9 protein-coding genes are annotated in these 12,661 nt (G+C 71.0%); 1 reads left to right on the forward strand and 8 read right to left on the reverse strand.

Going from position 1 to position 12,661, the window contains the following annotated elements:
- Window positions 1-105: 105 nt before the first annotated feature.
- Genes AB5I40_RS01995 through AB5I40_RS02010 form a run of 4 tightly spaced genes read right to left on the reverse strand, consistent with a single transcriptional unit; the run spans window position 106 to window position 6,017 of the window.
- Window positions 106-1,287: an alkyl sulfatase dimerization domain-containing protein gene (locus AB5I40_RS01995; protein ID WP_370936692.1), complete on the reverse strand. Its 1,182-nt coding sequence runs from the start codon at window positions 1,285-1,287 to the stop codon at window positions 106-108.
- On the reverse strand, window positions 1,287-2,609 hold the full coding sequence (locus tag AB5I40_RS02000) for an MFS transporter (protein WP_370936693.1): 1,323 nt from the start codon (window positions 2,607-2,609) through the stop codon (window positions 1,287-1,289). Before AB5I40_RS02000 ends, AB5I40_RS01995 begins: the two co-directional genes overlap by 1 nt.
- Before the next feature lie 47 nt (window positions 2,610-2,656).
- Window positions 2,657-3,976, reverse strand: a complete 1,320-nt coding sequence (locus AB5I40_RS02005; RefSeq protein ID WP_370936694.1) for an alkyl sulfatase dimerization domain-containing protein — start codon at window positions 3,974-3,976, stop codon at window positions 2,657-2,659.
- Window positions 3,969-6,017, reverse strand: a complete 2,049-nt coding sequence (locus tag AB5I40_RS02010; RefSeq protein WP_370936695.1) for an acetate--CoA ligase family protein — start codon at window positions 6,015-6,017, stop codon at window positions 3,969-3,971. The genes AB5I40_RS02005 and AB5I40_RS02010 overlap by 8 nt, the downstream gene beginning before the upstream one ends.
- An 80-nt stretch (window positions 6,018-6,097) precedes the next feature.
- Here AB5I40_RS02010 and AB5I40_RS02015 point away from each other — a divergent pair, with 80 nt between their 5' ends.
- Complete coding sequence (locus AB5I40_RS02015; protein WP_370936696.1) at window positions 6,098-7,261, forward strand: PucR family transcriptional regulator; 1,164 nt, start codon at window positions 6,098-6,100, stop codon at window positions 7,259-7,261.
- On the opposite strand, the gene AB5I40_RS02020 is transcribed toward AB5I40_RS02015, so the two are convergent.
- Genes AB5I40_RS02020 through AB5I40_RS02035 form a run of 4 tightly spaced genes read right to left on the reverse strand, consistent with a single transcriptional unit; the run spans window position 7,262 to window position 12,661 of the window.
- The gene (locus AB5I40_RS02020; RefSeq protein WP_370936697.1) at window positions 7,262-8,245 is read right to left on the reverse strand and encodes a hypothetical protein; all 984 of its coding nucleotides are present in this window, start codon (window positions 8,243-8,245) and stop codon (window positions 7,262-7,264) included.
- Window positions 8,246-8,266: 21 nt separating this feature from the next.
- The gene (locus AB5I40_RS02025) at window positions 8,267-9,079 is read right to left on the reverse strand and encodes a DUF3592 domain-containing protein (protein ID WP_370936698.1); all 813 of its coding nucleotides are present in this window, start codon (window positions 9,077-9,079) and stop codon (window positions 8,267-8,269) included.
- 9 nt (window positions 9,080-9,088) lie between these two features.
- Window positions 9,089-9,616, reverse strand: a complete 528-nt coding sequence (locus AB5I40_RS02030; RefSeq protein ID WP_370936699.1) for a hypothetical protein — start codon at window positions 9,614-9,616, stop codon at window positions 9,089-9,091.
- Window positions 9,617-9,670: 54 nt separating this feature from the next.
- Window positions 9,671-12,661 (reverse strand): hypothetical protein, encoded by a 2,991-nt coding sequence (locus AB5I40_RS02035; RefSeq protein WP_370936700.1) that lies wholly within the window; start codon window positions 12,659-12,661, stop codon window positions 9,671-9,673.

Here is a 12,661-nt window from a genome sequence, read left to right on the forward strand (position 1 = left end):
ACATCTGCATCGCGGGCCGGGCGGGGCAGCGTTTGGCGGCCGGTCATGGTGCGGAGCCGCCGGGATCAGGCGGCCGACGCGAACCGCGACCGGATCTCTGCGGCGTCACCAGCCGCTGCGGTAAAAGCTCCGCGACACGTAACTACTGGCCTCCGCCGCCCGCACCGCGCACAGTTCCTCCTTCACCGCCCGCGCCCGCTTGACCAGCGGGTCGTCCCCAGGCGCGAGCGCCAGCAAATCGATCACGTGCAACGCCTCCTGCACCCGCCCGTCCGCGCGCAGCCGCTCCGCCTGGTCGAGCACCGCCTGCTTGTCCGTGATCGCTTCGGCCCGGGCAGCGGCCGCCGTGTCCGGGCGGGACGGGTGCAGGGTCGTCGGATTTCCGTCCCACCAGCCGGTTTCCGAGCGAACGATGTCGCGGACGATGTACTCCCGGTGCCCGTAATGCTCGCGCATCCACGGCACGTCGAACAGCTCGGCCGGGTACCGGAGATCGTGCACGATGTCGTCCACCCGCGCGCCTTGGTTGAGCCGGTCCACGACCGCGCTCCGCAGCCATCGGAGGGCGGCGGCGGTCATGGTGAGCTGCCGGACCGGGTCCTCGCGGACGACCGGGCCGAACTCCGGCACCAGTACGGCCGGGTTCAGCGCGGCGAGGCGGTCCAAAGTGTCCGCCCACCGGACGGTGTCGCGCATGGTTCGCATGGGCGTCCCGATGTTGGGGATGCCGTTGATCACTGCCGCGCTTCCGTACAGAACCCGCTGGGACGGCAGCCACACGGCGGTCACGTCGTCGGTTTCGGACGGGGCCCACAGCAGCCGGACGTCCGGGGCGAGGGTCATCGCTTCCCGGTAGGTCTGGTCGGGGAAGGTGATCGGCGGCGGGGCCGTCAGGTCGGCCATCGGGCGGCGGAATTGCCGGGTGTTGATGTGGTTCTGCAACCCGGCGGTCTCCAGATACCGCCGGTAGCGCCGGACGACGTTCTCGTGCGCGACCACGGTCGGGCGGCGTTCGCCGTGGGCGGCCGCGTAGTTGAAAAACCCGGGTACGCCGTAGTTGTAGCCGAGATGGCCGTGGCTGTAGACGATCCAGCGCACCGGTTCGCTGAGCTGGTCCAGGACTGGCGCGACGAGGTCCGGCGACGGGCCGGTGTCGACCACGACAAGACCCGAGGGGGTTTCCACCGCCAGGCTGTTGCCCTGCAGGCCGATCGAGCGGACGCCGGGCGCGACCTCGGTGATCTCGCCGGTGCCGTAGAGCGGGTTTTTAGTGTCCTGGAAAGGCATCAGCCGACCACCTCGGTGCGGAGTCCGAGCCGCCGCGCGGTGCGGTCCGGGTTGACGAAGAACATCGCGAGCAGGCCGCCCACAATGGACAGCAGGCCGCTGATCGTGAAGGCGAGCGTGAAGCCGCCCTCGGGCGACGAAGCGGCCTGGATCAGCCGTCCGGTGAGGTACGGCGCGAGCAGTCCGGCGGTGGTGACCAGGCCGACGCTGATGGACAGCACCGCGCCGCGCTGCCGGGTCGGGCTGATCTCGGCGTTCATCGTGACACCGAGCGCGAACACGACCCCGCCGAGGCTGAACGCGACGGTCAGCAACGCGATCTGGAACCAGCCTCCGGTGTGCGGGAACAGCAGCATCGCGAGACCGGAGATCAGCACCGCGATGCCACCGAGCACACCGCGGGCGACCCGGCTTGAAACCCCGCGCCGCATCAGGCGGTCGCTGAGCGCGCCTTGGGCGAGGTTGAACACGACCGACGCGATCCACGGCAATGCGACCAGCGTCCCGGTGGTCACCGTGCTGTAGTGCAACGCCGTCTCGAGGTAGTGCGGCACCCACGCGACCAGCACGGAAAGCGCCCAATACGCGGCGAAACCGGCCAGGAAACCGCCGAGCCACGTGCCGCTCAGGAGGATCCGGCGGTAGGGCACGCGGGGTTCGTCCGCTTCGGTCTTGACCTCGTCCGCGTGCACGGACGCGGTTCCGGCGACCTTGCCCTCCCGTCCGAAGATCGCCCACAGCAACGACCACACCAGGCCGACGACGAGCAGCGCGAAGAACGCCCACCGCCAGCCGTAGCCGACGATCAGCGCCGTCAGCAGCGGCGACGCCAGCGCCACCCCGATGCCGGAACCCGCGTTCAGCAACGCGCTGGGCAAGCCGCGTTTCTCGTTGGGGAACCACTTGTACGCCGCGTGCATGGCCAGCGGATTCGCCGGTCCTTCGGCCGCGCCGAGGACGATCCGGCTGACCAGCACCGCGCCGAACCCGACGGTGCCGAGCATCGGGGCCTGGGTCAGCGCCCAGACGACGCCCAGCACCAGCAGGATCCACTTGGTCGGCACCCGGTTCGACACGAAGCCGACCACGATCGCCGAAATGCTGAACAGGAAGTAGAACCCGCTGCTGATCAGGCCGTACGCCTCGGGCGTCAGGCCGAGATCGTGCATCAGCGGTTTCGCGGCGAGACCCAGCACGGCCTTGTCCGCGAAGTTGATCAGCATGAACACCAGCAGCAGCCCGGTGACGACCCAGCCGCGGGCGCTGGTGCCGCGGGTGCGCTTGCGGGCGGCGGTTTCGGCGGGGAGGGCGGGAGCGTTCATCGTGGGGTCCCCATTTCAACGTCGTTGTCGGACGGGGTGGTCGCGGGTCAGAAAGCCCAGCGGGTGCGGCCCGCGGTGCGGGTGCGCAGCTGCTCGGCGCGGTCGGTGCCGTCCAGCACGGCTTGGGATTCGGCGGCGGCCCAGGCGTAGACGCCCTTCGCCATCGTCGAGGTCGCGGCTTTCTCCAGTGCGGTAAAGACTTCCGCGCGGGCGGTGTGCGCGGTCTCGTCGTCCGGGGCCGCGTCCACGGCCAGCTGGGCGAAGTGCCCGGCCAGCCGGTGTTCCCCGGCGGCGAGCAGTTCCCGGGCCCGCGCGGCCAGCCGGTCGGAGCCGCCGGACAGGTCGGCGAGTTCGCGCGACAGCTCCGCGCGGCGGGCGGGCTTGAGGTTGGCCGGATTGCCGTCGTACCAGCCGCCGTAGAGCCGCCAGACGTTGCGGACGACGAATTCCGGCTCGTCGTAGGACGGTTTCAGATACGGCTTGGCCAGCAGTTCGGCAGGCGCGGTGACTCCGTGCACCACCTCGTCGAGCGTGGCTCCCGCGTTCATCGCGTCCACGGTCTGGTCGTGCAGGGTTTCGAGGAACTCGGCGGTGTCGGACAGCGCGGTCCGGATCCGGTCGGCGCCGACGATCGGCACGCCGTGGCCGGGCAGCAGCAGTTCCGCGCCCAGCCCGGCCATCCAGCGCAGCGCCTGCGCCCACTCGGCGGCGTAGCGCTGGACCTTCTGCGGGTTGCCCGGGTTGGGGGAGGACCAGATGAAGAAGTCGCCGCAGCACAGGATTTTCCGGTCGGGCAGCCATGCGATCGTCGCGTCGTCCGTCTCGCCGCGGCCGTGTTTCAGCCGGACGTCGAGGTCGCCGATCCGCAGCGTGGTGGTGTCGCGGTAGGTGAGGTCGGGGTGGCGGTACCGGTCCGGCCAGCGGAAGCCGGGCGACTGGAACTGCCGCTGGTTGATCACCGTGTTGTAGCCGCGGGTGCGCTCGTAGCGCTCGAAACGCGGCGGCGTGTTTTCGTGAGCCAGCACCGACGGGCGCCGCCAGCCGCGTTCTTCGGCTTCAAGATCGAACGGGCCGACGCCGAAAACGTGGTCGATGTGGCCGTGCGAGTAGACGGCGGTGTGCAGCGGGGCATCGGTGCGGGCCCGGGTCGCGCCGAAGAGGTCTTTGGCGGTGCGGCGTTCGCCGGTGTCGAAGCAGAACAGGCCGTCGGCGGTCGGGAAGAGGAAGACGTTGCCGAACGCCGGCCACATCCAGACGCCCTCGGCCAGTTCGTGCAGACCGTCCTTGCGCAGCGCGCCGGTGTGGTAGACGCGGGTGTCGGCCTCGCCTCGCCAGACTTTGTCCACGTAGTCGAGCAGGTCAGTCACGGGATGCCTCCTGAAGAGTCTCGGTGAACAGCGCGTCGACAGCGACCAGTTCGTCGCCGGTGACGCAGAGCGGGTTGAGGTCGGCTTCGGCGAATTCCGGGTGGTCGCCGAGGATGCGGACGAGCCCGTCGATCGCGGCGGCGACGCCGGGGACCGGGGCGGCGAGGACGTCGCCGGCCCATTCCGCCAGTTCGGCCCGCTGCTCCGGGGTCGCCGGGAGCAGCAGCGCGCGACGGGGTGCGGTGGGGTCTTCGGCACGGTCGCCGCCCGCGCCGAGGACGATCGCGGTGCCGTACAACGGATCCCGCGTCGCGCCGAGGGCTAGCTCGGCGGTGTGCGGCAGCAGAGGTTGCACGACGAGCGTGCGGTCCGGGTCGGTGGAGACCTCGTCCAGCCGGGCCTGGAGCGTCGCTAACACCGCAGGCAGTTCGGCCGCGGTGACACCGACGCGGACGAGCCCAGCGCGGGCCCGGTGTGGCACATCGGCGGCATCGCCCTTCACCACATACGGTTCCGGCCAGCCTTTTTGGCGAACCGCAGCGGCGAGATCGGTCCCGGCGACGGTGTCGATGTGCGCGATGCCAGCGTCCTCCAGCAACGGAATCGCCCGCAGTTCTGTCCACACTGGACGGTCGTCGGCGGCAAGACGCTGCGCGGGCTCCGGGACCTGGTCGGGGACCAGCACCCGAAGCCGTCGCACGAGAGCGCCGATGCTGGGCAACACAGTGTCCGGCCGTCCGACGCTCGCCAGCTCACCAGGCGGCGCACATGCCCAGATGAACCACGTCGGCGTCCGCATCGCAGCGGCAGCCGCGGCCAGCCGGTGATACGCCTCCCGGAACCGGTCGCCGAACGTCAGGTAGAGCACGACGCCGTCCAGCTCCGGGTCTTCGTCGAGCGCGCCGAGCAGATCCCCGACCCGGTCGAGCCAGCGGTCGATGTTGCCGCCGAGATCGACCGGGTTGTCGTCCGCCGCTTCGACACCGCCGACCTCGGCGAGCTTCGCGCGGGTCGCGCCGGACAACGGCGGGATCCGGACGCCCAGCGCGGTGAGGTTGTCGGCGAGGATGCCGCCCGCGCCGCCGGACATCGTGAGCACCGCCAGTCGTGGTGCTGGTGGCAGCGTCGTGCCTTTGCGGGCGCAGAGCACGGCGTCGACGAGCTGATCGTCGTCCGTGACCAGGTGAATGCCCTCTTGGCGGCACAGCGAGGCGAGCAGGAAGTGGTCACCGGCGACGGCCGCGGTGTGCGACAACGCGGCCTGCCGACCGGCGGCGCTGCTGCCCACCGCGAGGGCCACCACGGTCTTGCCCGCCGCTCTCGCCTGGCGGCCGAGTTCGCGGAGACCGTCCGCGTCGCGCACGCCTTCGAGGTAGAGCACGAGGACCTCGACGTCGGGCTGGTCGAGCAGGTGGCTGCCGATTTCGTGGCTGGACAGGCAGGCTTCGTTCCCGACACTCGCGTAGTACGAGTAGCCGATTCCGGCCTGTTCGAGCAGGTCAGCGAGCACGAAGCCCATCGCGCCGCTTTGCGTGACGATCGCGAGCGGGCCTGGCGGGACGCGTTCGCGGTCGAGGAAGACGGTCGTCGACAACTGCACCCCAGCTGGATGGCTCACCACGCCGAGGCAGTTCGGGCCCAGCACCGGCAGGTCTCCGGCTGCCTCGCGCAGTTCGTCCTCCAACGCGGTGTTGCCGCCCTCGGCGAAGCCCGCCGCGAAGACGATGACCGCGCCGGAGCCGAGTTCGCGCGCCTGCCTGACCAGCCCCGGGACCGTTTCCGCCGGGGTCGCGAGGACCACGAGATCGGGGCCGTAGCCGATCTCGGCGAGCGAGCCGACTGTCCGCACGCCGGGCAGGTCGAGCGGGCCGCGCGAGACCGCGAAGACCTCGCCGCCGTAGCCGCCGCGCAGCAACCGGTCGAGCGCGATCCGTCCCCAGGACAGCGCGGTGGTCGCGGACACGCCGACCACGGCGACCGATTTCGGGCGGAACAGCGGCTCGCAGCGCATGGGTCCGGGGCCTCCTGTGATCGCGGTCATGGACACAACCCCAACTGTCGCCGCTGGCCTCTCCAGCTGGTAGCGCACATTGCCCAGGTTTTCGGCTACCGTGCTGTGATATGTCACAACTGTCGTGGCGCAGCTTCGAGCACCGGCTGCCGAAGACGGGCGAGCGGACGATCCGCCGGTACGTCGAGACCTCGCCGCACTACCGGGGCCAGGCGCCCGCACACCTGCACCTGCACATGGCGCACACCTGCCGCGAGTTCGGCCGGATGTTCGCGCGCGCCGTCCAGGAAGACGGCGAGCTGCGCGAGGACGAGCTGGAGCTGTTCCGCCGGCGCGGCCGGGAACGGGGCGCGGAGGGGCTGCCGGTCAGCGAGTTCATGCACGCTTACCTGCTGGCGGCCGAGGAGATGTGGGCGGAGATCCAGGACCTGTCCGGCGGGTCGCCGCCCGCCGAGACGACCACCGTGCTGCTGAAGTGCCTGCACCAGGTGCTGAACGCGGCGGTGCAGGCGCACCAGAAGGAATTCCAGACCGCGGACCACGAACAGCGCGAGGCGGCGCGGGCCCTGGTCCGGCGGCTGGCGGCGGGGGAGTTCGTGCCGGAACCGGCCGACGTCCGGCTTGCTCCGGCATACGGCGTGCTGGCCCTGCGCTTCGCCGCGGACCCGGCCGATTCAGTCGGCGACGCGGTCGGTCGCCATCTGGCCGGACAGCGGAAGGCGCGGTTGCTGTTGCAGCACCTGCGCCGGGAGCTGTCCGGAGACGTGCTGGCCGCCTTGGACCCGGATGGCGGGCTGTTGCTGCTTCCGTCGGACAGCCGCGAGGCGGCGCTGATCGAGGCCCGGCAAGCTGTTCCGCGGGCGCATCAGACGACGGGGGTGGGGATCACCGGTGCCTACGCTCACGCGGCGGACCTGTCGGAGATCCCGGCGGCGGTGGCGGAGGCGGAGAGGTTGCTGCGGTTGAATACGGTCGCCGATACCGTTGCGGTGCTGGCAGATCATCTTTTCGAGTACCAGCTGAATCACGACAGTGCGGCGACGCCTCAGCTGCGTGCGCTGGCGGAGCGGCTGGGTGGGGAGCCTGATCTGACGACGACGCTCCGGACGTATTTCGAGACTGACTTCAACCGCCGGGAGACCGCGCGGAAGCTGCACGTTCATCCGAACACAGTGGACAATCGCCTGTCGCGGATCGCGAACCTGACCGGCGCGGATCCGCGGACTGCCAAGGGACTGTTGCTGCTCGGGGCGTCGCTGGGTTTGGCGGGCTGATCATCCGGCGAGTGAGCCGCTGCCGTGGGGTCCGGTGACGGTGACGCGGATGGTGCGCGCCGTCGGCAGCTGGACGACGGTGACCTGCCAGGTCTGTGGGGTGCCGACGTCGATGGTGCGCAAGGCTTTCCGGACCAGGCCGGGAATTTGGTCGACGGGCAGGGTGCGGAGATCGAAGCGCGGGACCTGGACTCCGGTCGGCGCGAGGACGACTGTCAGCCGGTGTTCCTGGACGACGGCGGTGAGTGTCTGCGAGACGTCAACGCTCTGGGCCAGCCCGTCGACGGCGCGGCGCAGTTCTCCCTCGTCCAGCATGGACTGGTCCGGGCCGACGTCGACCGTCGCGGAGCCCGAAGAGGTCACCTCGGAGGCCGCGGGAGGCGGCGGTGTGCTCGTGTCCGGGGCGAACAGTTCGGCGCGGAAGAGCCCGAGGACGGCGCCCGCGCCGAGCAGCAGGCCGAGCAAGGTCAGGAGACCGGCCACGCAGCCTTCCGGCGGCGAGCTGACCAAAGTGGACTCAGCGGCGGGTTCGATGACCGCGTCGGCCGCCCGGCGCTGCCATTCCGGCGAAGGATTGGAGACGATCTGGACCTTCCACGGCCGTTCCTGCCGGTAGCTGACCACGAGGACGTCGCCCTTGCGGTAGCTGGGAAGATCGACCAGGTTGACGGTGTGGCTCGCCGCTACGCGATGGGACGGTGCCCCGTCCGGCGCGACCGTGAGGATGAACTCGACCGGGAGATCGCCCGTTTCGGTGCCGCCGGCGCGCAGGCTTTCGATCCGCGCGAGCGCCACGATCGGTGGCACCGCCGCCTCGCGGGCGCGCCGCGGCATGCCGCCGAGGTAGACGAGAATGCCGTAGCCGAGCGGAATTCCCAGCCCGGCCGCGAACAGCGGAACACTCTCGACGATGACCCCGACGACGAGCGAGCACAGGGCGGCTCCGATCGCCAGGCCGGTCAGGAAACCGCGAATGGCGGCCATGGAAGTGCTCCCTTGAAGCGGTCAGAGGGAAATCGGTTCCACCAGAACGGCTTTCGGATCCGTCGGGTCGTAGCGGACCTTCACCGCCGAACCCTGCGAAGGGGCTTGGAACAGCGACGTGATCATGGTCGTCACGACCTCGCGTTCGCCGGTCTCGGTGGGAAACCGCACGGTGACGGCGAATCGCGGGTTCCCCATGATCCAGACGTTCGTGAAGTCCACGCGGGTGAGAAAACCCGTCACCTGACGGCCGGAGCGGAGCAGCGCCTGCTCGCGGTCGTCCGCCTCGGCCGCGCGAAGGAACGACCGCAGCAGCACCACGATCAGGACCAGCGCGATGAGCCCGGCCACGGCGGGCACCAGGAACGGCTCGTAGTAGACGACCCAGTCCGCATCGGACCACGGCTCGGCCTTGCCGTCGAGAAAGGCCAGCCGCTCGCCCACGGATTCCGGCGGCGTCCACGACGGTGCCGCCACGCCGCTGCCCAGCGTCACCCCGAGTGCCGCGGCCAGCGAGCTGGCCCGGAAGCTGATGCCCATGCGGCGCAACGACATTCCGCCGCCCCACAGCATCGCGAAGCCGAGCGACGAAGCCACCGTGACCGACAGGCTGAAGAACAGCACGAGCGACCCCGCCGGACCCGCGTCGGCCCCCCACGCGCCGACGCGGTTCAGCGACATCAGCCGGAAGCCGTCCAGCAGCCCGAGCGCGCCCGACCATCCGGCGACCGCCCAGGCGAGCGTCGCGGGAAGGCCGAGCAGCCACAGCCGCCTGCTCGACGCCCGGGTCTCTTCAGGATCGTCCGACATGCCGAACGCGAACAAGCTGAACACCGGGGCCGCCTACGCGATCGGGCCGAACACGGCGACCTTGGCCGGATCGGCGGGGTCGAGGCGGGCTTCGTGCCGGGTCCCGGGCGCGTACTGCTGGATCGTCGCCTGCGGGGTGATCAGCGGAGTGACTGTCCGGTACATCATTCCGTCGGCGCGGGTGACCTCCAGCGTCGCGGTGTACTGCGCCTGCCCGGCGACCGTGCGCCCGGTCGGCTCCAGCGCGCGGATCACGAGGGTGGCCTTCTCGCCGGTGTCGTAGAGCCGGCGCAGTTCGGTGCCGTAGGCCTGGAGTTCCTGCTGCTGGCGCAGCTGCTCCTGCATCGGCAGCGCCATGAAGGCCGCCGTCTCCGGGTCGGCCGCGGCGGTGCGGAACGCCTGCGCGGCCAGCTGCGGAGTCGGCAGCTGCGGGGTGATGTCGTGCCCCTGCGCGGCGGCCGCCTGCCGGAACTGCTCGGCGTGCTGCTGGAAATCCTGTGCGCCGCGGGCCATGCCCTGCTGGGTGGCCTCGTTGATCTTGTCGCGGATCTTCTTGAACATGAGGTGCCTTTCGCTGTGCCGGTGTGCTGGACACAGCTTCAGGCGGGCGGGGTGCTACCGAACCCAGGTTTTGGCGTCGTCGGTGGCGTCGAGGCAGGTCAGAGCTGCCCAGAAGACCGGGGAACGCGCGGGCTCGGGCTGTTCGCGCCAGCGGGCGAGCTGGTTCCGCTGCCACGCGCACAGGTCCGCGACCGGATCCGGCCCGGCCAGCGCGGTGTCGACGGCGATGATCAGTTCGGCCATCGGATCCGCGCCGGGCACCGCGGCCGACGTCGGCAGCGCCCACACCGTCGCGGCCACGAGCCCGGCCCCGGACGCGACGGCGGCGAGCAGCACGCCGAACGGTTCGGGTAGGCCGAAGTCGCTCGCGCTCGCGCAACCGATCAGCGCGACCCGCGCGGGCATGTCCACTTCGGACAGTGCCAGGTCGGCGGCGGTGAACGGCCGGTGCGCGCCGATCGGGGCGGCCGTGCCGGGCAGGTCGGCCGAACAGGACAGATGGAGCGCGGTCTGCGCGCCGTGGACGTCCTGGATGCGGCTGACGTGCCCCGCGAACACCAGCCGCGAACAGGGTTCGGCCAGCAGTTCGGCGAGAAGCCGCCGGTCGGTGTCCGTTCGGCGAACCAGGTCCAGGCCGCGCGCGGCGGCGGGGCGGACGGGGCCGGTGGCGAGTTGGGCGTCGAGGTGGCGGATCAGCGGTGAAGTCGCGTCTTGCTTGCCCAGCACGGAACCCAGTTCGCCGAACGCGCTCTGGCCGGGGATCCGCGGATCGAGCAGGTAGACAGGCGGTCCGGCGGGGGCCGGCTCGCGGCGCGGGATTCCGGCGGGGGCGAGGAGGGAGACGTCGGCGAGGTCGAGGATCCGGAGGTCGCTGTCGAAGCAGGTGTCGACCTCGTCGGCGTCGAGCACGTGGTCCGGGCGTCGGTCCGGCAGGGCGAGCAGGCCCCACGGGACTGCGGCAAGCGCCGGGGACGGCTGGATTCGCAGCAGGGGACGCGTGGCTTGCCGGAGTCGCGCGACGAGGTCGGCGGGCAGGAGGTTGAGCGCGAGGACGCGGGCGAGGCGTTGTTCTCCGGCGGAGAAGGCGTCGAGCGACCGTCGGACAGCGTCGGCGACCCGTTCGCCTTCCCGCGGCGTCGGCGATGCCTCGGCGAGAAATCCGCGTGCGGTGTCGACGAGATCGGCGTCGATCGGGTGCGTGTGGACGGTGTCGAGATCGCTCGTGGTGCGCCAGCTGAGGTAGGTGTGCCCGGCGTCGGCGTAGCGCAGGATGAACGTCTCGCGGCCGGGTTCGGCGGCAGGCCAGGTCTCGACCGTCCCCGTTGCCGAGCCGCACCCGTACCGTTCGTCGGCCAGCCGGGACCAAGCGTCCAGCTCCATCGGCGAGGACGGCGACCAGCGCAGGCCGGGCGGCGGCGCGAGCCGGAGCGGGAGCGACGAGGTGACCGAACCCAGCGCTGCCAACGGAAGCTGATCGGTCTCGGCGGGCGGCGTCGCCAGCGCGGGGAGTTCGCCGGTCAGGTTCAGGGAGCGGTCCTCCGGGTACGCGCCGACCGCGCAGGCACGTTCGACCAGCTCCGCTGTCAGGCGCGTTTCGCCGAGCTGGGTCAGCAGGACCATCAGCAGTTCCGTCGCCGGGCCCGCGACGCCGTTCGCCCACGCGGTGCGCGCCTGCGCCGAGGCGAAGGCGAACCGGTACTCCTGTGCGGCGAGGGCTGCCGGGAGCAGCAGGTCCAGCACCGCGCGCGGGTCGACGCCGCGTGCGTAGCCGATCGTGGCCGACAGGTAATCGGCGCGCAGGCACTCCAGCCATTCGCCCGATTCGCGGGCCGCCGCCTGGAGATCGGCCACGTGTTCCTCCGCGGACGGCCAGTCGCCCTCGGCCGCCGCACAGCGAGCCAGCGCCGACGCGAGCCGACGCGCGCCCGGGGTGTCTCCGTTCGCCGCCCACAGCTTTCCCGCGTGTTCGAACTGGTCTCGCGCTTGCGCGACCTCGCCAGCGAGCAGCAGCAACGTGCCCAGTGCGTAACTTGCCTCGGCGACGTCTCCGGTCGCTCCGGCGGCGGCGAGTTCGTCCCGGGCCTTGACGATCGTCGCGATCGCACCGGGGAAATCGCCGTCGAGCGCGCGGGTTTCGGCCAGTCCGATGGCGAATTTCGCCGCCGCCGGACCATCGCCGCGGGCGGTGAGCCGCAGCAGGTCCGCCGTCGCGTCTGCTTCCTCGCCGCCTGCCTGGCGGATGCGGGCGCGTTCGGCCCGTGCCATCGCCCGCAGCGCTTCCACCTGGACGCGGACCTCGTCGATGTCGGCGAGGCGGTCCAGGTTGGTCAGGATCGCGTCGATCGCGTCGCGCGCTCCGGCCGGATCCCCGGCGGCCACCTGCACGCGTACTTCGAGGATGCGCAGCTCCAGGTCGTCGGCACCGTGCGGGTCGAGCTGCTCGCGCGGGAACTGGCCAGGTTCGGCCGCCTTCCGGAACGCCGCGCGACGTCGCTGATCGGCGAGCAGCTCACGCGCCCGGCCGAGGTAACCCTCCTCAGTGGACAGTGAGATGAGGACGCGTTCCGCTACCTCGCGCGATCCCTCGATCATCCGGAGTTCGGCGTACTGTCCGAAGTGGACGATGGCGGCGGTGCTCACGGCGAAGACGGTGAGCACGGCTTCCGCGCACTGGCGCGCGTTGCGGAGATCGCCGGCGGAGTAGCAGACGGTGGCCAGATCGCTGACGGCGGCGACTTCGAGACTGACGCGGTCGAGTTGCTGGGCGAGCTGCCGCATCCGTGCGTAAGCCCGCTGCGCACCGGCGACATCCCGCGCCACAGCGAGTTGCTTGGCCTCTGCTTGGACGGTGAAGGCTTCGGCGAGCAGATCCTGGTACTCGGCGTCGGTCAGCGCACATGCGGCCAGTTCCTGGTAAGCCGCCGGGTCGAGGCCGAAATGCCTTGCGACGCAACGACAGTTGTAGCCGTGCGAAACCGCGTCGGCGAGTTCCGGGGGCGGCGGCCGGTCCGGCGGCTCGAGCGGCGGCGGGAACCCGGCGAGCAC

This window comes from Amycolatopsis sp. cg13, assembly GCF_041346965.1.
GTDB lineage: Bacteria > Actinomycetota > Actinomycetes > Mycobacteriales > Pseudonocardiaceae > Amycolatopsis.

Excerpts from the sequence above, each read along its gene's own strand:
- AB5I40_RS02020 (WP_370936697.1), bottom strand. The coding sequence starts at position 8,245 with ATGGCCGCCATTCGCGGTTTCCTGACCGGCCTGGCGATCGGAGCCGCC.
- AB5I40_RS02030 (WP_370936699.1), bottom strand. The coding sequence starts at position 9,616 with ATGTTCAAGAAGATCCGCGACAAGATCAACGAGGCCACCCAGCAGGGC.
- AB5I40_RS02000 (WP_370936693.1), bottom strand. The coding sequence starts at position 2,609 with ATGAACGCTCCCGCCCTCCCCGCCGAAACCGCCGCCCGCAAGCGCACC.
- AB5I40_RS01995 (WP_370936692.1), bottom strand. The coding sequence starts at position 1,287 with ATGCCTTTCCAGGACACTAAAAACCCGCTCTACGGCACCGGCGAGATC.
- AB5I40_RS02015 (WP_370936696.1), top strand. The coding sequence starts at position 6,098 with ATGTCACAACTGTCGTGGCGCAGCTTCGAGCACCGGCTGCCGAAGACG.
- AB5I40_RS02010 (WP_370936695.1), bottom strand. The coding sequence starts at position 6,017 with ATGACCGCGATCACAGGAGGCCCCGGACCCATGCGCTGCGAGCCGCTG.